The sequence below is a fragment of the Pseudomonas sp. P105 genome, assembly GCF_032614175.1.
Taxonomy (GTDB): domain Bacteria; phylum Pseudomonadota; class Gammaproteobacteria; order Pseudomonadales; family Pseudomonadaceae; genus Aquipseudomonas; species Aquipseudomonas rhizophila.
Window position 1 is genome coordinate 3,268,204 of the sequence record NZ_CP126693.1, and the last position, 19,196, is coordinate 3,287,399.

Genomic DNA, 19,196 nt, shown 5'->3' on the forward strand with positions numbered 1-19,196 from the left:
AGCAGGCAGATCGATCAACCATCAGGAACCGGGGCTCTGGCGGAAACTCACCGCCAGCCGGTTCCAGCTGTTGATGGTGCTGATCGCCAGCGTGAGGTCGACCAGTTCCTCCTCGCTGAACACGGCGCGGGCCTGGGCAAAGACCTCATCCGGCACCTGGCTTTCGGCCAACAGCGTTACCGCCTCGGTCCAAGCCAGGGCGGCGCGTTCGCGGGGGGTGAAAAAGCCACTGTCGCGCCACACCGCCACGGCGAACAGGCGCCGCTCGCTCTCACCCAGGCGACGCGCATCCACAGAATGCATGTCGGTGCAAAACGCACAGCCGTTAAGCTGCGAGGCACGGATCTTGATCAGATGCAGCAATCCCGGCTCTATACTCAGGCGACTGCTTAGCGCCTCAAGGCCAATCATGGCTTTCATCGCCCCTGGGGACGCACTGTAGTAATCCAGACGCTGGCTCATGGCGCAATTCCGTGCTGATCGGTATCTCCACGGTAGGCCGTGAGCACGCTGCGCGACAGATCCAATGTGTCGAAAAAAACCGGACCAGTTCATAGCAGACCAATCAGCGCGATTTTCTCCACGCAACTTCTATGCATACGCACAATGCGGTTAATCTTGCGCCTTTGCGGGCTAGCGCCACACAATCGCCCAGGAGCGCGCGGGTATGGAACTTCATGTTGTCATCAACGGCCGCAAAGACCTGGCGGGCCAGTTGTATCAACAACTGCGCAGTGCCATCGAAAGTGGTCGCCTGGCCGCCGGCACGCAACTGCCGCCCAGCCGCTTGCTCGCTGAACAACTGGGCGTCTCACGCAAGACCGTGTCCGACACCTACGCCCAACTGACCTACGAAAACTTTCTCACCGGCATCATTGGCAAGGGCACCTATGTCAATGCGCGCCCGGCCCCAATCGTGCGCAAACAAAGCCACCGCGAGCTGGCCGGCGCCGATGTCGTCGAGACCTGGCGCAACATGCCGGACCTGATGCGCCATCCCCCCCTTGAAGGTGCGCTGCGTTATGACTTCATCGGCGGCGCCACCGGCAAAGGGCAGTTTCCCCTGGACGACTGGCGACGTTGTACCGCCCACGCCTTGCGCCAGATCGCCAGCGCCAAGGGCTTCTACAGTCAGCCCGAGGGTTTGCCGGCGCTGCGCAATGCCATTGCCCGGCATATTGCGTTTTCCCGCGGGGTCAATTGTCAGGACGATGACGTAGTGGTGTGCAACGGTGCACAACAGGCCCTGGATCTGATCTCGCGGGTCTTGACCCGGTCGGGCAGTCTGGTGGCCATGGAGGACCCGGGCTATCCGCCGGCACGCCTGCTGTTTGGCTCCCACGGCGCCACGGTGGTCGGGATACCGGTAGATGACCAGGGCATGCGGGTAGACCTCATTCCCGACGGCACAAGCCTGATTTATGTGACGCCGTCCCACCAGTTTCCTTTGGGTATGCCCATGAGCCAGGCCCGCCGCGAGGCCTTGCTGGCGCGGGCCTACGAGTTGGGGGCAATCATCATCGAGGATGATTACGACAGCGAATTTCGTTACGAAGGCCGGCCGGCCGACTCACTGCAAAGCATGGACGACCGCGGGATCGTGGCCTACGTCGGCACCTTCTCGAAAACGCTGTTGCCGGAGCTGCGCCTCGGTTACGCGATCCTGCCACCGGCGATCCTCGAAGCGGTGATCCTGGCCAAGCGCCTCACCGATCAACACACCTCCACCCTGCCCCAGTGGGCACTGGCCAAGTTCATCGCCGAAGGCTGCCTGCTCAAGCACATCCGCCGCTGCCACACGCTGTATGCCGGCCGCCGCGAGCGAATCCTGGCGCGCATGGCTGGGGACCTGTCGCCCTGGTTCGAGGCGGTTCCCACCACCGCAGGCTTCCACCTGGCCGTGCTGTGCAAGGTGCCCATCGACCTGGCGCTGGTGATCGAACTGGCGAAAAAAGCCGAAGTCGGGCTGTACCGCCTCGATGGCTTTTTCAACGACGCCCCGGTGCGGCCGGGTCTGTTCTTCGGTTTTGGCGCCATCGAAATTCTCGACATCGACACCGCGCTGGACCGTTTGCGGGACATTTTGCAGCAGGTCGCCTGAGCCATTGGACTGGACATTTATCCGCCCATTGGCTGTTTTAGCCTCGTAAATACAGGCCTATCCTGCAGGGGTCTCGTTGATTGTCGAGCCAATCCCGTCCGACTTGATTCAGGAGCCAGAGCCATGACTCGCCAGGTGATCAATACCGTACAGGTCCAAGCCGCCGCCGGGCGCTCGGAAGAACTGGGCCGCCAGTTGCAGCAAATCGTCGAAACCCTGCGTGCACAACCGGGGTGCGATGCCTACATGGTCGACCGTTGCCCGGACGACGGTGACCGCTGGACCGTCAGCGCCCGCTGGCAATCGGAAGCGGCGATGCAAGCCCATTTCAACTGCCCTGAAGTGCAAGGGTTCATCGGCCTGATCGACAACCGTCTGGCTCGAAGCGTGGACTTCAACCGCTGACCTTTGTCTTGGGGTGGATCGCGGCATTGGTCTACCCGCCTTCCGAAAGATTGGACGTTTGTTTGCCCCTCCGTGGGGCTTAGGGTGAATCCATCGCTGCCACAGCGCGAACTCACTCAAACCCACGAAGGTCATTGCCATGAAAACCCTCTGCCTGATCGCCACCCTCAGCCTGCTGCCTCTGGCCCCGGTCTATGCCCACGAAACCGCACCCTCGGAAAAGGTCAACGTGCTGCAGGAGAAGATGCTGAAGAACCTGCCTGGTAAAAAAGCCATGATGCTGACCGTCGACTACGCCCCCGGCCAGTCGTCCGTCGCCCACAAACATGAAGGAACGGCCATGGCCTATGTGCTGGAAGGCGCCATCACCTCCCAGGTCAAAGGCGAGCCGGCGACCACCTACAAGGCCGGGGAGTTCTGGTACGAAGCCGCGGGTTCCGAGCATCTGGTTTCGAAAAACGCCAGCTCGACCGAGCCGGCGAAACTTTTGGTGTTCATGGTGATGGGCAAGGATGAGGCGGTGTTGATTCCGCTGAAGAACTAACACCTTTGAGCCCCCTGTGGGAGCGAGCCTGCTCGCGATAGCTGGGTGTCAGTCAACATCAATGTCGCGGGTCAAACGCCATCGCGAGCAGGCTCGCTCCCACAGGGGCTCTGCGCTCCAACCAATCGCGTATTACAAACGCAAAAAAGCCCCGCATCTCTCAATGCGGGGCTTTTTCATTCAACGCCGGATCAGTTGGCCGGCAGGACCGGTTGACCACTCAACGCCAGGTCCAGCAGTTCGCGGTTGGCGACCGCGTACATGGCGTAGTCCGTGCCACTGGCGGCACGGATGTCCACCAGCATGGCGCGCCAGCGCTCGACCATGTCGTGATGCTGCTCCAGCCACAGCGCCAGGCGTGTTTCCACCTCCTGGGTGCCGTCGCCCTGCTGCAGGACCGAAATGGTGATCGCCCGTTGCTGCCAGTCGACGTCATCGCGGAACGCTTCACGGGCCAGGGCCTGCCAGTTGTTTTCCACCGGCAGCGCGCTGATCTGTTGCAAGTACCAGGTGATGTCCAGGGCACTGCCCACGGCGAAGTAGGCCTTGGCCACATCGGCGGCGTTCTGGCCAGTGACATCGGACGCTTCGATGATCGGCAGCAAGGTGTACAGGTGCGTAGTGCCTGCAACCATGCGCGCCAGCAGTTCCGGCACGCCGGCTGCTACGTAGGCCTGGTAGCGGGTCTGCCAGCCTTCGCGGGTCGGGCCTTCCAGCAGTTCGTCGAGCTTGAGGCCCAGCGCCGCCAGGTGCGGACCGAAGTGAGCAACGTCACGGGCAGCGTTCTGCTCGTTGCGGCGGCTGCGCAGGAACCAGCGCGTCGCACGACGACCCAGGCGCATCAGCTCGTCCATCAGCTCCAGTTGCACGTCAGCCGACACCTGGTGATCCAGGGCTTCAATCTGACGGAACCAGTGCGGGAGATGGAAGATGTCCCGCACGATCACGTAAGCGCCAGCCACGTTCGCCGGGCTCATGCCGGTGGACTCTTTGAGCCGTTGAACGAAGGTGATGCCCATGTGGTTGACCAGGTCGTTGGCGATCTGGGTGCTGACGATCTCGCGCTTGAGGCGATGGCGACGCATGGCTTCGGAGAACTTGCTCACCAGTGTCGGCGGGAACGCGGTCTCCATGTCACGGGTCAGGTAGTCGTCATCCGGCACCTGGGAGTTGAGCAGCGCTTCCTTGAGGTCGATCTTGCTGTAGGAGATCAGCACCGACAGTTCGGCACGGGTCAGGCCTTGGCCCGCCGCAACGCGTTCAGCCAGTTGCTCTTCGGCCGGCAGGAACTCGATGGCGCGATCCAGCTTGCCTCGTGCCTCCAGATCGTTCATCAGGCGCTTGTATTCGGCAATGCGCACGAATGCGCGGCGTGCCGCCAGGGACAGGGCCTGGGTCTGCTTGTAGTTGTTGCCCAACACCAGGCCACCGACTTCGTCGGTCATGCTGCCAAGCAACTGGTTACGTTGCTTCTCGGTCATGTCGCCGGCCTGCACCACTTCGTTGAGCAGGATCTTGATGTTCACTTCGTGGTCGGAGCAGTCCACACCACCGGCGTTGTCGATGAAGTCGGTGTTGGTGGCACCGCCATGCAGGCCGAACTCGACACGACCCAGTTGAGTCATGCCCAGGTTGCCACCCTCGCCCACCACTTTGCAGCGCAGTTCGTTGCCGTTCACGCGCAGCGCATCGTTGGCCTTGTCGCCCACATCGGCGTGGCTTTCGCTGCTGGCCTTGACGTAAGTGCCGATACCACCGTTCCACAACAGATCCACCGGCGCCTTGAGCAAGGCGTTGAGCAGCTCGGTTGGGGTCAGTTTGTCGGCCTTGATGTCGAAGCGTTCTTTCATCTGTGGCGAGATGGCGATGCTCTTGGCGCTACGCGAGAAGATACCGCCGCCTTCGGACATGATGCTGGTGTCGTAGTCGGTCCAGGCCGAACGCGGCAGGTCGAACAGACGCTTGCGCTCGGCGAAGCTGCTGGCAGGCTCCGGGTTCGGGTCGATGAAGATGTGCAGGTGGTTGAAGGCTGCCACCAGTTGCAACTTGTCAGACATCAACAGACCGTTACCGAACACGTCGCCGGCCATGTCGCCAACGCCCACCACGGTGATGCTGTCTTCCTGGACATTGATACCGCGCTCACGGAAGTGACGCTGTACGCCGACCCACGCGCCCTTGGCGGTAATGCCCATTTTCTTGTGGTCGTAGCCGGCAGAACCGCCGGAAGCGAACGCATCGCCGAGCCAGAAGCCGTAGTCGATGGCGATGCCGTTGGCGATGTCGGAGAAGGTTGCAGTGCCTTTGTCCGCAGCCACTACCAGGTACGGGTCATCGTCGTCATGACGCACGACATTGGTAGGCGGAACCAGTGCGCCTTCCTTGAGGTTGTCGGTGATGTCCAACAGACCGGAGATGAAGATGCGGTAGCACGCTACGCCTTCGGCGGCGATCTCGTCCCGGCCACCGCCCAGCGGCAGGCGTCGCGGCAGGAAACCACCTTTGGCGCCGACTGGCACGATCACCGAGTTCTTCACTTGCTGGGCCTTGACCAGACCCAGCACTTCGGTGCGGTAGTCTTCTTCACGGTCGGACCAGCGCAGGCCACCGCGAGCAACGTTACCGAAGCGCAGGTGCACGCCTTCGACCCGAGGCGAATACACGAAGATCTCGAACTTGGGCACCGGTTTCGGCAGTTCCGGGATCAGGTGCGGGTTGAACTTGAAGCTGAAGTAGGACTTGTTCTGGCCGTTGGCGTCGGTCTGGTAGAAGTTGGTCCGCAGGGTGGCCTTGATCAGGTCCAGGTAGCGACGCAGGATGCGGTCTTCGTTGAGCACCTGAACGTCGTCCAGTGCCGTGAGGATCGCCTGTTCCAGACGCAACTGCTTGTCTTCCAGGTCGTCGCCGCTGAGTTTGCGCGCCAGGTAGAAGCGGGTCTTGAACAACCGGGTCAGTTCACGAGCGATGTCGGTGTGGTTGTTCAGGGTACTGGCGATGTAACCCAGGTCGAAGCCCAGGCGGATCTGCTTCAGGTAACGGGCGTAGGCACGCAGCAGCGCCACGTCGCGCCATGGCAGGCCGGCGGTCAGCACCAGGCGGTTGAATGCATCGTTCTCGGCATCGCCACGCACGATGTGGACGAAGGCGTCCTGCAAGGTGTCGTTGAGCTGTTGGATGTCCAGGTCCAGGCCTTCGGCGGCGGTGAACGCGAAATCATGAATCCAGAACTCGCGGCCATTGGTGTGGCGCAGGCGGTACGGGAACTCGCCCAGCACGCGCAGGCCGAGGTTTTCCAGGATCGGCAGGACGTCGGACAGCGCCAGCGGCGTGTCGGCGTGATACAGCTTGCAGTGCAGCTCGCGCTGGCCGGACACCTGGCCCAGCGGCTGGTAGAAGCTCATGACCAGCGGATTTTTTTCGTTCAGGCTCAGCAGGTGCTGCATGTCGACCACGGCCGAGTGCGCGGCAAAACGCTCGCGGTAGCCGGCCGGGAAGCCTTTCGGGAAATCGGACAGCACGTTGGTGCCATGGGCTTCGCCGAAGCTTTCGATCACCAGACTGGCGTAGTCGTCCTTCCAGCTGCGGCAGGCCTGCACCACTTCCTTTTCCAGCAAGACCGGGTCGATGTCGAGACGGTTCTTCGGGTCTACCCGCAGGATCAGCTGTACACGGGCCAGCACGGATTCGGAGAAGAAGGTCCAGAACTCGCAGTCCGAGGCTTTCAGACGCTCCATCAGCACTTGCTGGATCTTCTGGCGCACTTCGGTGGAATAGATGTCGCGCGGCACGTAGGCCAGGCAGTAGCAGAAACGGCCATACGGGTCTTTGCGCAGGAATACGCGGATCTTGTTGCGTTCCTGGATCTGCACGATGGACATCACGGTGCTGAACAGCTCGTCCACCGGGGTCTGGAACAGATCGTCGCGGGGCAGCACTTCGACCACCTGGGCCAGTTCCTTGCCCAGGTGCGCCTTGGCCTGGAAGCCCGAGCGACGTTCGATTTCCTCGACCTTGCGACGGATGTAAGGGATGACGCGCACGCTTTCGCCATACACCGACGAGGTGTACAGGCCCATGAAGCGGCATTCCTTGATGACCTTGCCATCGGCGTCGATCTCACGGATCGATACGTAGTCCGGGTAAGCCGGACGGTGTACACGGCTCGGGTGTGCGGCCTTGGCGAACGACAGCGGGGTCGGTTCACGCAGGTAATTGACGGCGTAGTCTTCAATGCGCAGGTCATCGACCGTGAGGCCGGCACGCAACAGTTTGGTCAGGCCGAGGAACGAATCGGCGTCGTATTCGATATGGCCGCCATCAGGGTCATCACGAACCACGAACTCTTCATAGCCAAGGAAGGTGAAGTGGTTACCCACCAGCCATTCCAGGAAACTCTTGATTTCACCTTTTTCGTCGGCATCGATGGCATAGGCGCTGTTGTCCAGGCTGGACAGAATATCCTGGACCTTGGCTTTCATCGGTTCGAAATCAGCCACCGCCACGCGCACTTCGCCCAGCACCTGCTCAAGTTCCTTGCTCAGGACGTTGAGTTCGGCGGCGTTGGCGCAGCGGTCGATTTCAAGATACATCAGGGATTCTTGGAGAATGCCATCGCCCTGGGTGCCTTTGGGCAGGATCTCCAGCAACTCGCCCTTGTTGCCGCGACGCACGCTCAACACAGTGGTTTGCAGAGTATGGATGCTGTAACCGCGACGGTTCAGTTCGGTGCGGACCGAATCCACCAGAAATGGCAGGTCGTGGTGCAACACTTCCACTGCCGTATGGGTCGACTGCCAACCGTGGCGTTCGTAATCCGGGTTGTAGACGCGGACCTGCGGCTGCGCATGATCGAAGCGCTCAAGCAGGCGCCAGGCAGACAGGGTGCAGCCGGCGAGGTCGGACAACCGGCGCTGGGTAAGTTCATCGAGGGAAATGATGCCGAAGAATTGTTCAGCGAACAGCGCCACTTGTGGCAGTGCCTGTTCACTGATGTGCTGCGCCAGTGCCGCTTGCAGTTGGTGCTGGAAGTCGGCTTTGCTGGCTGCGGTGAAGAACGCCATCTGTGGTACTCCGCTTGGGCTTGTTATTGATGGAAGCGTCGCGTGCAGCCCTTTTTCAGGGCTGTCGGCCATCCTGTTCCTGATTCTCGGGCAGAGGAAACAGGACGACAGGTGGGTGAAGCTGGACAAGACCGGCAGGTCACATCCTTTTCCATGTAATTTCCATGTAATGGACACCTGCAAAAAGCCCTCGTGGTGCCCTTTGCAGGTGTACATCCGCCGTGCAGCTTAACGAGTGCGACAATGTGCCTGCTTGCAGCGCTGCGACATATTCGGTCAACGGCAAGCTAAACAGCCGGTTTGCATCGAACAACCGTAGCAGCCCGGCGAGCAAAACGGCACCTGGCGCTGTGAAATTGCGCGCATATTCTGCGTGTGACTGCAGTAATCCAGCAGAAAGTCGTTCGGGCTGGCAAAATTCACTTTATTTGCGCCCAGCAAGGCTCATCGAGCCAGGAGCCACCACCATGCAAATGAGCACCGCCCTTCTGATCGCCAACCCGTGCGACGAGGAAGAAGACAACATGGCCATGCTGTGCTGCCACAGCACCCAGGGCGAAATGTTCCTGATGACCCGCTACCCCGACGAAGACGAACTGGAAATCGCCCTGGAGGGTGAGCCTTCGACACTGGAAGGCGTCAAAGTGACCCTCAGCCCGACCCTGCTGAAAATCGAAATTGCCGCGTCGGACGCCGATGTGCTGAACGGGGATGATGTGCTGGAGATTACCCACGACACCGATGCGGCGGATTTGGCGGAGGTGGAATTGACGTTGCAGAACATCCTCAAGGGGACGGGCACTTATATCAGCCAGCTCTGAACCTGAAGCGCGACTGACTCCCTGCGACGAGTATGCTTGCTCGCCACAAGGAACTTGGAGGCACCCCGCCTAACTTATTCCTGCGCCGGCACAAGATTGCCGTCCGCGTCATGGACCAGATACTCGTCAGGAACGATACCTGCGCTTTCCTGGGCTGAGGTAAACCACCGTCGGTCGTTCTTATGTCGCGTCGCTCTTGACGACCCGCTGGGTTCTGAGGTCTTCTGAAACCGGTTTCAAAGCCACTAACAAAAATAAGCAGGTTTCAATTGATGAACCCCTTCTCCGCCGCCCAGCGCAGCCGCGTGACCATGCTTGATGTCGCCGAACGCGCCGGGGTCTCCAAGGCCAGCGTCTCGCGCTTCATTGGCGAGGATCGCGCCCTGCTTTCCGAGGCCATCGCTCAACGCATCGAGCAAGCGATCAGCGAACTGGGCTACCGTCCAAATCAGATGGCCCGCGGCCTCAAGCGCGGACGCACACGCCTGATCGGCATGCTGGTGGCCGATATCCGCAACCCTTATTCAATTGCCGTGATGCACGGCGTGGAAACAGCCTGCCGTCGCCACGGCTACAGCCTGGTGGTGTGTAACACCGACCGCGACGATGAGCAGGAACGCCAGCATCTGGCCTTGTTGCGCGCCTATAACATCGAAGGGCTGATTGTTAACACCCTCGGCCACCACCGTGATGAATTGTTGGAACTGCGCAGTGAAATGCCCCTGGTGCTGGTCGATCGCAAGGTCGATCGACTGGAAAGCGACCTGGTGGGCCTGGACAATCCGGCGGCCGTCGAGATGGCGCTCGATCATCTCGAACAGCGGGGCTACCGCGATCTGTTGCTGGTGACCGAACCATTCGACGGCACCAGCTCGCGGATCGAACGGGTCGAGAGTTTCAAGGCCGGCATTCAACGGCGGCCTGCCCTGGCCGGCACCGTTGTGGAAACCTGTGATCAGTTGACCACGCGCATCAAGAACTTTCTTGCCCCGCCGGGACATAGCCCCAAAGCATTGTTCTGCGCCAATGGCATTGCCGCCCTGGCCGCCACGACGGTGCTGCGCGAACTGGGTTGCCACTTGTTCGACGATGTAGGCCTGATCGCCCTCGATGATCTGGATTGGTACCCGCTGGTGGGCAGCGGCATAACCGCCCTGGCCCAACCGACGGCCGAGATCGGCGCCAGCGCGTTCGAATGTTTGCTCAAGCGCTTGCGTGGCGATAACGGGCCGGTGCGAACCCTGGATTTTGCGGCGCGGTTGATCGAGCGTGGGTCCACGCGGGGAAATGGTCGGTGATGAAGCCCTACCGCGAGCAGGCTCGCTCCCACACTGGATCTGCATCGCACTGGAGTCCCCTGTGGGAGCGAGCCTGCTCGCGATAGGGCCCTCTCAAGCACAACCTTTTTTTGCACAAAACTGAAACCGGTTTCAGAGGTATAAAAACAATGCACAACCCACCCGTCTCCATCAGCCTTTCCAGCTACGGTGCCGATCTGGTACGGCAACAGGGCCAAGGCAGTTTCATCGATCTGCTGGCTGCCGCTGGCGCTTCACGGATCGAATGGCGCGAAGAACTGCTCACCACTGAACAGCCCGCTAAACTGGCCGCCAGTGCCTTGGCCAAAGGACTGCAAAGTATTTTTTCCTCCCCACTTGAACTGTGGCTCGCCGGCCAGCCCAAGCCCAATCCCGCCCTGTCACTTGCCTTGCGACGTGCCGAGGCGTTTGGCTCGGCATGGCTGAAAGTCTCTCTCGGCTATTTCACCGACTCCCATGATCTGCCAGCCCTGGCGGATGCGCTGGCCGCCAGCCCGGTGCGATTGCTAGTGGAAAACGACCAGACCCTGCAAGGCGGGCGGATCGAACCATTACAGCGTTTTTTTGCTGCGACAGAGGAGCAAGCGCTGCCCATCGGTATGACCTTCGACATTGGCAACTGGCAATGGCAGGACCAATCGGCCGCTGTGGCCGCCCGACAGCTTGGGCGGTATGTGGCTTATGTGCATTGCAAGTCCGTGGCCCGGCGCGCCGACGGCAAACTGGTCGCGGTGCCTCCGGCGATGACAGACCTGCATCTGTGGGAACAACTGTTCAAACACATGCCCGCTGGTGTAATGCGCGCCGCCGAATATCCGCTGCAAGACGATGACTTGCTGCAGTTGACTGCGGGACATGTCGCCACCCTTGCCCGCCTAGGCCAATCATGCCGGGAGCCAGCCCATGCCTGAGTTCGATGTGTTGTCTTTCGGCGAAACCATGGCGATGCTGGTGGCCGACCAGCGCGGTGACCTGGCCAATGTCGAGCAGTTCCACAAGCGCGTCGCCGGGGCCGACAGTAACGTGGCCATCGGTCTGTCGCGACTGGGCTTCAAAGTGGCGTGGCTGAGCCGGGTGGGTGCTGACTCTCTAGGACGCTTCGTGGTGCAGACGCTGGAAAACGAAGGCCTGGATTGTCGCCACGTGACGGTCGATCCAGCCCACCCCACCGGGTTCCAGTTCAAATCCCGTAGCGACGATGGCAGCGACCCACAAGTCGAATATTTCCGTCGCGGCTCGGCGGCCAGTCATCTGTCGATCGACACCATCGCCCCCTCGCAGCTCGAAGCCCGCCACTTGCACGCCACCGGCATCGTCCCGGCCTTGTCGGTCACGGCCCGTGAGATGTCCTCTGAATTAATGATGCGGATGCGCGAGGCCGGCCGCAGCCTGTCCTTCGATCCCAACCTGCGGCCGAGCCTGTGGGCTAGCGAGTCGATGATGATTCACGAAATCAATCGCCACGCCGCCCTCGCCCACTGGGTCATGCCGGGGCTCGGCGAAGGTCGCTTGCTGACTGGTTTCGACGACCCGGCCGACATCGCCGCGTTCTATCTGGACCTGGGTGCCGAAATCGTCGTGATCAAGCTCGGCGCGGATGGCGCCTATTTCCGCACTCAGCTAGGCCAGGGCGTAGTTGCCGGCGTGCCGGTGGCCCAGGTGGTGGACACCGTGGGCGCCGGCGATGGCTTCGCGGTCGGCCTGATCAGTGCGTTACTCGAAGGCCGCGCCATCACCGAAGCCGTACAGCGCGCCAACTGGATTGGTAGCCGCGCAGTGCAGAGCCGTGGAGACATGGAGGGATTGCCGACGCGCATTGAGTTACTGGCTGAATTTAATGATGCCAATCGCCAGCAGGCTCGCTCCCACAGGGTCGACGCATCCTCATGCGGGAGCGAGCCTGCTCGCGATTAGAACCACCACAAAACACACCTGCTGCAACAAAAACAACAAGCTCAGGAGTCAACGACATGCAAACGCTCAACCTCGCCACCCGCCGCTGGTGGTACATCATGCCCATCGTCTTCATCACCTACAGCCTGGCTTACCTGGACCGGGCCAACTACGGCTTCGCCGCCGCCTCGGGCATGGCCGAGGATCTGATGATCACCCCGGGGCTGTCCTCATTGCTGGGCGCACTGTTTTTCCTTGGTTACTTTTTCTTCCAGGTACCGGGGGCGATCTACGCGCAGAGACACAGTGTGAAGAAGCTGATTTTTGTCAGCCTGATCCTCTGGGGCTCGCTGGCGACCCTGACGGGCGTGGTCTCCAATGCTTACTGGCTAATCGTGATCCGCTTCATGCTCGGCGTGGTCGAAGCTGCGGTGATGCCGGCCATGCTGGTGTATCTCTGCCACTGGTTCACCCGGGCCGAACGCTCACGTGCCAACACCTTCCTGATCCTTGGTAACCCGGTCACCATGCTGTGGATGTCCGTGGTGTCCGGCTATCTGGTGCAACAATTCGACTGGCGCTGGATGTTCATCATCGAAGGTCTGCCGGCGGTGCTCTGGGCCTTTATCTGGTGGCGCCTGGCTGATGATCGTCCGTCCCAGGCCAAGTGGCTCAGCAACCAGGAAAAACAAGACCTGGAAAGCGCACTGGCGGCTGAACAGGTCGGTATCAAGGCCGTGAAAAACTATGCCGAAGCCTTCCGCTCACCCAAAGTCATCATCCTGGCACTGCAATTTTTCTGCTGGAGCATTGGGGTCTACGGGTTCGTGCTGTGGCTGCCGTCAATCCTCAAGGCTGGCCTGCAAATGAGCATTGTCGAGGCCGGTTGGCTGTCGTCGTTGCCATACCTGGCGGCAGTAGTCGCCATGCTGGTCGTGTCCTGGGCGTCGGACAAGGCGCAGAAGCGCAAACGTTTCGTCTGGCCGCCGCTGCTGATCGCGTCCGTAGCGTTTTACGCCTCCTATTTGCTGGGGCCTGAGCATTTCTGGTGGTCCTACAGTTTGTTGGTGGTTGCCGGGGCTTGCATGTACGCGCCGTACGGGCCGTTTTTTGCCATCGTTCCAGAGATCCTGCCGGCCAACGTCGCCGGCGGTGCCATGGCACTGATCAACAGCATGGGCGCGTTGGGTTCGTTCGGCGGCTCGTACCTGGTGGGCTATCTCAACGGCACCACCGGCTCTCCCGGTATGTCCTTTCTACTAATGAGTGGCGCCTTGCTGTTGTCGGTGGTACTGACCCTGGCCCTCAAGCCCGGCGCCAGCGACCGCGCCGTGTCTCAAACCGCGACGCCACACCCGGCGTCCGCACAGTCCTGAATCGAGCCCTCCATGAAAAAGCACGTAGTGTTGTACAAAGCGCTCTCGGCGCAACTGATGGACCGTCTGCAAGCTCAGGCCCAGGTCACCCTCATCGAGCACCTCGATGCGCCAGGCCTGGCCCAATTGCGCGACGCCTTGCCTGGCGCCCATGGCCTGTTGGGGGCCAGCCTGAAACTGGATGCGCCACTACTGGACTCAGCGCCGAACCTGCAAGCCATCGCCAGCGTCTCGGTGGGGGTCGACAACTACGACATCGACTATCTGACCGAACGCCGCATCCTGCTCACCAATACCCCGGACGTGCTGACCGAAACCACCGCGGACACCGGTTTTGCACTGATCCTGGCAACGGCTCGGCGCGTGGTGGAGTTGGCCAACCTGATCCGCTCAGGCCAGTGGCAACAGAGCATCGGCTCCAAACATTTCGGCACCGATGTCCATGGCAAGACCCTCGGCATAATAGGCATGGGCCGCATCGGCGAAGCCTTGGCCCAGCGCGGGCATTTCGGTTTCGGCATGCCGGTGCTCTACCACAGCCATTCGCCCAAGCCCGCGGTCGAGCAACGTTTCGGGGCCCGTTATTGCAACCTCGAGACGCTGTTGCGACAGGCGGATTTCATTTGTCTGACTTTGCCTCTGACGGCAGAAACCCAAGGGCTGATCGGTGCACAAGCGTTCGCGCAGATGCGTCCCGAAAGCATCTTCATCAATATCTCCCGAGGCAAGGTGGTGGACGAAGCCGCTCTGATCGACGCCCTGCGCAACGGACAGATCCGTGGCGCGGGGCTGGATGTGTTCGAGCGCGAACCCCTGAGTGCGGACTCACCGTTATTACAAATGGATAACGTAGTGGCAACGCCGCACATGGGTTCGGCCACCCACGAGACACGGGAGGCAATGGCGCGCTGTGCGGTGGATAATCTCCTGATGGCGTTGGCGGGAGAGCGACCGGTGAATCTGGTGAATCCGGAGGCGTGGGAGGGTTGATTCGTTCGTCCACGAGAATGAAGCCAAGCGCAGCTTTTTGGCGAGGGAATCTCTCCCCTCGCCACCGGTTCTGCCAGTACTGGATAGCCGACTGGCAACACCCCTCCTTTGAATCTTGCTCAATTACTCTAGCGGCACTTCATCCCGGGATGAATAAACCACTCAACCCATTGAGTAGATAGCCCAGAAAAGCAAACTTCAACAAAAAACCACCTTCCCTCAGGCACGTCCTACCGATCGCCAAGAACAGGCCTACACCAGCATCGGAAGTTGCATCCTAGCCCATCCAAAAGCCCAGTGTTATTAATTATGCACTTGCACAAAAACGCGCAAGTTAGGTGATCGCTAAGCGACACTGAATAATCAATAAAGGAGTATATGACATGGGTAGGAAGCGTTCTGAAATCAACACCTTTGATGTTCTGCCGCAGGCAATGGGCTTTTCCAAAGGGCTTCTGACAACCGAAGCCAACTTTTTTGCATCTCTGATCAACTGAAATCATTGATCGATTAAGTGCCTGTGAACAGGCGCCGAAAGGTTTCCACCTTTCGGCGCCTAAACCTAGAGGTTTCTATGCCAGAACGCGAACTAACATCTACCGAAGCTCTATTCAATATCATGTCCACCCTGCACACGCTCGGTTTTAGAGCCGAGGCCCGCTATACGACACCCTCCAGGCTAGTGGCAACGGCGGAGCTTTTTGATAGTGACAATCATTTTATTGAGTCAGGTGCGGGTAAAGGGCCGGACGCACTTATAGGTGCGCTGGCAGAAACCATCGAGCATGCCAGCTCTTTTCTAGCCCCTAATCATGAGTCGACATGGCACAGCACCGACAGTATTGCCAGTCAGAAAGCAGCTAAATACGACGGTTTCTTCACCCGCCTGCCATACAGCGACGAACCAATAGACTGCTTCACTCTCACATCGCTGGATAAAAAAGAACACCTGATTGCTCCAAGCGCTCTACTCTGCCCTGCTGCTGCCCGAAGCAACTCCAACGACACGCGTTCTACCATGCAATTCTTGGCACGTTACTCATCCAACTCAGGCATTGCTTTTGGCTGCACCGAAAATGAAGCTTTATTGCATGGCATTCAGGAAATAATCGAACGACATGTCTTATCTCTTTTTTTCATGGCGATATGCGGAATCGGCCCCAAGATGGACCTATACAAACCGTCGACGAGCTTGCTTAACAAGGCGCTCCTCAACGACCCTTCCGCCTTAGAACCCGCCAATAAACTGCAGATCATCATTATCAAAGATGTCTTATCTGTTTACTTTGCCGTTGCCTTTCCCAAAGCCGGCCCTGGAGACCAGCCTCTCTCAGCTATTGGCTCAGGCTGTTCGATGGACATTTGCACCGCCATTCAGAGAGCGGTGACTGAACAACTCCAATCCGAGAGTCTATATGATGTCTTTGAAGATTCCATGGACAGAAAAACTGTCAAGTTATTGTCGCACTCAAAAATCCTTAAAAATTTAATCGACTTGGCACCTGTTAGGGACCTGAACCTTCCTGAGCTTGAATGCCCACCACACGACTACAATGAAACTGTCCCGACACAATTAGACACGCTGCACAAAGCCACATCGAAGTCCGACAAAAAAATATTCTATAGAACTGTAGCGCGCTTCCCAAACAACAGCATCGTTACCCAGGCTTACATCCCTGGACTTGAACGCTTCAACATCATTAGAAATGGGCAACTCGTTGTACCTCAGCATGTATTACTCAGCAGTTGAAACCAGCCACCCATAAAACAATAACGGACGGTCGTATGCATCCTATGCAAACGCTCATTAGAACTGCCTGCAAAAAACATACGACTCTTCTGGCATCCACCATTGCAACAATCCTGGTGCTCAAGCTCATCGCACTCGCCCCACCTTTGCTCCTGGGGGCAATCGTCGACACCCTGTACGGCGAGAAACATGCAACCGTCAACCTAATGCTCACTCTTACGGCAGGCCTTGTGCTCGCTGGGTGCGTGCAGGCAATTATCAGCCCGCTACAGATCCATTTCCTATCCAAGCTTGTCCAGCAAATTATCATGGCCGCATCTATTGAATGGCTGGCAAACCTTATGCGCAAGGAATTTGCCCGGTTCAATTCATGGCGAATCGGTCACTTCATAAAGTCGGTGGAGCGTGGAATTACCGCTCACGAACAACTATTGACGTTTTTTGTTACCGTCGGACTGCCGCTGTGCCTGGAGTTCTTGATCGTTGGCGGCGCTTTTTTTTACATGGGTGGCATTGAAGTTTTTGTGAGCATGACGGGTCTAGGATTTATCTACCTGATTGTCAGCCACAAAATTATCAGATGGCGCAGGAAGCACATTGACGCTGTCAACGAGCAGGAAGATGAATTGAGCGCCCACCTATACAACACGCTCAATGCAGGCAAAGCAATAAAGCTGGAAAACGCCGAGTCAACCGCCACACAGCCGTTGAATGAGGCCTTCAAATGCTATGCCAATACTGCGGTGACCGCGGCAACCTCGGGTGGTTTCTTGAGCGCTGCCAAGATTCTGTTCGTCAGCCTCTCCACGGGCGGATTACTGGGATGGGGGGTTGTTGATCAACTGTCGAACCAGCCCAGTATCAGTGTCGGACAACTGGTGGCCATTTTTTCCATCGCCGGCAGTTACTTACTCAATATCGCCGCGTTAACGGAGGGCTATCGTGTGCTGGATCAGTTTCTTGCCGATCAGCGTCGACTTCAAAGCCTGCTTTTGCTCCCAAATTTTGACCATGGCAATCGGCAATCGGAAGTCAATTTTCGAGGGGCATCGACACTGATTCTGGATCCGTGCGTACTGACCGAAAATGGCGACGTTCGCTTGTCGATCACGCAAAGCCTGAGATTTACTCAAGGTCAATCCGTGGCGATCATCGGCCAGAGCGGTGCGGGCAAATCCACCTTGTTGGAAGTTCTCGCTGGTCTTGATCAAGAAACGCGAAATCAGTTGAGCATCGACGCAACTCCCGTTTCGCAACTGAATCCTCGCGCCCACTTGAGTGCATTGAGGTACTGCCCTCAGCAGCCCTGTTTTCTCGAAGGTCTCTTTGAAAGGTCCGTTCTGTTTGGCGTTAAAGCGTCGCCTCACCTCGACCAGGCAATACGACGACTGCAGCTACAGGACATTGTCTGTGAACGGAACATCAGTGAACACGCATCGAATATTTCTGGCGGTGAAGCCAAGCGTCTGTCACTGCTGCGTCTGATCAACAGGCCTGGGCGATTCAATTTGTTCGATGAACCCAGTGCATCAATCGAGCCCGGGTTGACCGACTCCCTATGGGACTTGCTGTTCGATACCTTCGCAGAACGCGGGCTAATTTGTGTCACTCATGATTTCGAGCATCTACAGCGCTTTGATCGGGTCATCGTCCTGCGCGACGGCGCGATTGTTGACGAAGGGTGTTGGCAGGAGCTGGCCGACAGACCGGCAATCAAATTGTTGCTCAATGACTTTCAGGACACGGCACTAGCAGGCATACAGGAATAGATCTAAACGCCAGTCCCTGCGGGAGCCGATCAGGGGTGTTCATAGAGTCGGTGTTCACCTCAGATCCCACAATGAATCCAAACCGATCACAAATCCGCACACCAAACAAAATCCCGTTAGTCGCCACCCCCCGCCATGCATTAAAGTAACGCCCCCAGCCCCGACGTTATCCGAACGCCTGGGCCACCCTTTCCAGGAACAGTCACCGATGGAACATCGTGAAGCGCTGCTGGCGCTGCGAACCTTTCTTTCAACGCAGATCCTCGGCCAGGAAAAACTCATCGAGCGTCTGCTCATCGCCCTGCTCGCTGACGGCCACATGCTGGTGGAAGGCGCGCCGGGGCTGGCCAAGACCAAGGCCATCAAAGAGCTGGCCGAGGGCATTGAAGCGCAGTTCCATCGTATTCAGTTCACCCCCGACCTGCTGCCCGCCGACATTACCGGCACGGAAATCTACCGCCCGGAAACCGGCAGTTTCGTGTTCCAGCAGGGGCCGATCTTCCACAACCTGGTGCTGGCGGACGAAATCAACCGTGCCCCGGCCAAGGTCCAGTCGGCCTTGCTCGAAGCAATGGCCGAGCGCCAGGTCAGCGTCGGGCGCAGCACGTACGAGCTGTCGCCCCTGTTTTTGGTGATGGCCACGCAAAACCCGATCGAGCAGGAAGGCACCTACCCGCTGCCCGAGGCCCAGCTCGACCGCTTCCTGATGCACGTCAAGATCGGCTTCCCGGATGCCGCGGTGGAGCGTCGTATTCTGCAGCAGGCCCGAGGTGAAGCGCTGCACGGCGAAACCAAGCCCGAGCGCCGCGTGAGCCAGCAGGCTATTTTCTCCGCACGCAAGGAGATCCTCGGGTTGTACATGGCCGACGCCGTGGAGGAATACCTGGTGCAACTGGTCATGGCCACCCGTACGCCGGCCAAGTTCGACCCGGAAATGGCCGAATGGATCGCCTACGGCGCCAGCCCGCGAGGCTCCATTGCCCTGGACCGCTGCGCCCGTGCCCACGCCTGGCTCGCCGGCCGCGACTTCGTCAGCCCCGAAGACATCCAGGCCGTGCTGTTCGACGTGCTGCGCCATCGCATCATCCTGTCGTTCGAAGCCGAAGCTGCCGGTATTGACCAGGACCGCGTCGTGCAGCGGATTCTCGACGTCGTCGCCGTCGCTTGA

The 19,196-nt window shown here is 59.1% G+C and carries 14 protein-coding genes; 12 read left to right on the forward strand and 2 right to left on the reverse strand.

Going from position 1 to position 19,196, the window contains the following annotated elements; genetic code table 11:
- Positions 1 to 21 precede the first annotated feature (21 nt).
- Positions 22 to 462, reverse strand: coding sequence for a carboxymuconolactone decarboxylase family protein (locus QOM08_RS14705; RefSeq protein WP_076384471.1), 441 nt, complete (start codon positions 460 to 462; stop codon positions 22 to 24).
- Between the two features lie 205 nt (positions 463 to 667).
- Between QOM08_RS14705 and QOM08_RS14710 the strand changes: the two genes are divergently transcribed.
- The 3 genes from QOM08_RS14710 to QOM08_RS14720 all read left to right on the forward strand — a co-directional run bounded on the left by QOM08_RS14710 (position 668) and on the right by QOM08_RS14720 (position 3,050).
- Positions 668 to 2,101 (forward strand): PLP-dependent aminotransferase family protein, encoded by a 1,434-nt coding sequence (locus QOM08_RS14710; RefSeq protein WP_188250809.1) that lies wholly within the window; start codon positions 668 to 670, stop codon positions 2,099 to 2,101.
- Positions 2,102 to 2,224: 123 nt separating this feature from the next.
- Positions 2,225 to 2,506 carry an antibiotic biosynthesis monooxygenase family protein gene (locus QOM08_RS14715; protein WP_047225809.1) on the forward strand — a complete coding sequence of 94 codons (282 nt, stop codon included), beginning with the start codon at positions 2,225 to 2,227 and terminating at the stop codon, positions 2,504 to 2,506.
- A gap of 139 nt (positions 2,507 to 2,645) precedes the next feature.
- A complete protein-coding gene (locus QOM08_RS14720) occupies positions 2,646 to 3,050 on the forward strand; it encodes a cupin domain-containing protein (protein ID WP_047225808.1) in 405 nt (134 codons plus the stop codon).
- A 191-nt stretch (positions 3,051 to 3,241) separates the two neighbouring features.
- Here QOM08_RS14720 and QOM08_RS14725 read toward each other — a convergent pair whose 3' ends face one another.
- Positions 3,242 to 8,110, reverse strand: coding sequence for an NAD-glutamate dehydrogenase (locus QOM08_RS14725; RefSeq protein WP_047225807.1), 4,869 nt, complete (start codon positions 8,108 to 8,110; stop codon positions 3,242 to 3,244).
- A 467-nt stretch (positions 8,111 to 8,577) separates the two neighbouring features.
- Between QOM08_RS14725 and QOM08_RS14730 the strand changes: the two genes are divergently transcribed.
- The 9 genes from QOM08_RS14730 to QOM08_RS14770 all read left to right on the forward strand — a co-directional run bounded on the left by QOM08_RS14730 (position 8,578) and on the right by QOM08_RS14770 (position 19,196).
- The gene (locus QOM08_RS14730; protein WP_047225806.1) at positions 8,578 to 8,931 is read left to right on the forward strand and encodes a hypothetical protein; all 354 of its coding nucleotides are present in this window, start codon (positions 8,578 to 8,580) and stop codon (positions 8,929 to 8,931) included.
- Between the two features lie 272 nt (positions 8,932 to 9,203).
- A complete protein-coding gene (locus QOM08_RS14735) occupies positions 9,204 to 10,229 on the forward strand; it encodes a LacI family DNA-binding transcriptional regulator (protein WP_047225805.1) in 1,026 nt (341 codons plus the stop codon).
- Between the two features lie 149 nt (positions 10,230 to 10,378).
- Entirely contained in the window at positions 10,379 to 11,161 is a 783-nt protein-coding gene (locus tag QOM08_RS14740; RefSeq protein WP_047225804.1) for a TIM barrel protein, read from the forward strand.
- The gene (locus QOM08_RS14745; RefSeq protein ID WP_173406912.1) at positions 11,154 to 12,164 is read left to right on the forward strand and encodes a sugar kinase; all 1,011 of its coding nucleotides are present in this window, start codon (positions 11,154 to 11,156) and stop codon (positions 12,162 to 12,164) included. Before QOM08_RS14740 ends, QOM08_RS14745 begins: the two co-directional genes overlap by 8 nt.
- 56 nt (positions 12,165 to 12,220) lie before the next feature.
- Complete coding sequence (locus tag QOM08_RS14750; protein WP_047225802.1) at positions 12,221 to 13,519, forward strand: MFS transporter; 1,299 nt, start codon at positions 12,221 to 12,223, stop codon at positions 13,517 to 13,519.
- Positions 13,520 to 13,531: 12 nt separating this feature from the next.
- Complete coding sequence (locus QOM08_RS14755) at positions 13,532 to 14,509, forward strand: 2-hydroxyacid dehydrogenase (protein ID WP_047225801.1); 978 nt, start codon at positions 13,532 to 13,534, stop codon at positions 14,507 to 14,509.
- 574 nt (positions 14,510 to 15,083) lie between these two features.
- A complete protein-coding gene (locus tag QOM08_RS14760; RefSeq protein WP_223194324.1) occupies positions 15,084 to 16,259 on the forward strand; it encodes a YcaO-like family protein in 1,176 nt (391 codons plus the stop codon).
- 35 nt (positions 16,260 to 16,294) lie between these two features.
- Positions 16,295 to 18,028, forward strand: coding sequence for an ATP-binding cassette domain-containing protein (locus tag QOM08_RS14765; protein WP_188250808.1), 1,734 nt, complete (start codon positions 16,295 to 16,297; stop codon positions 18,026 to 18,028).
- A gap of 208 nt (positions 18,029 to 18,236) precedes the next feature.
- Entirely contained in the window at positions 18,237 to 19,196 is a 960-nt protein-coding gene (locus QOM08_RS14770) for an AAA family ATPase (protein WP_047225799.1), read from the forward strand.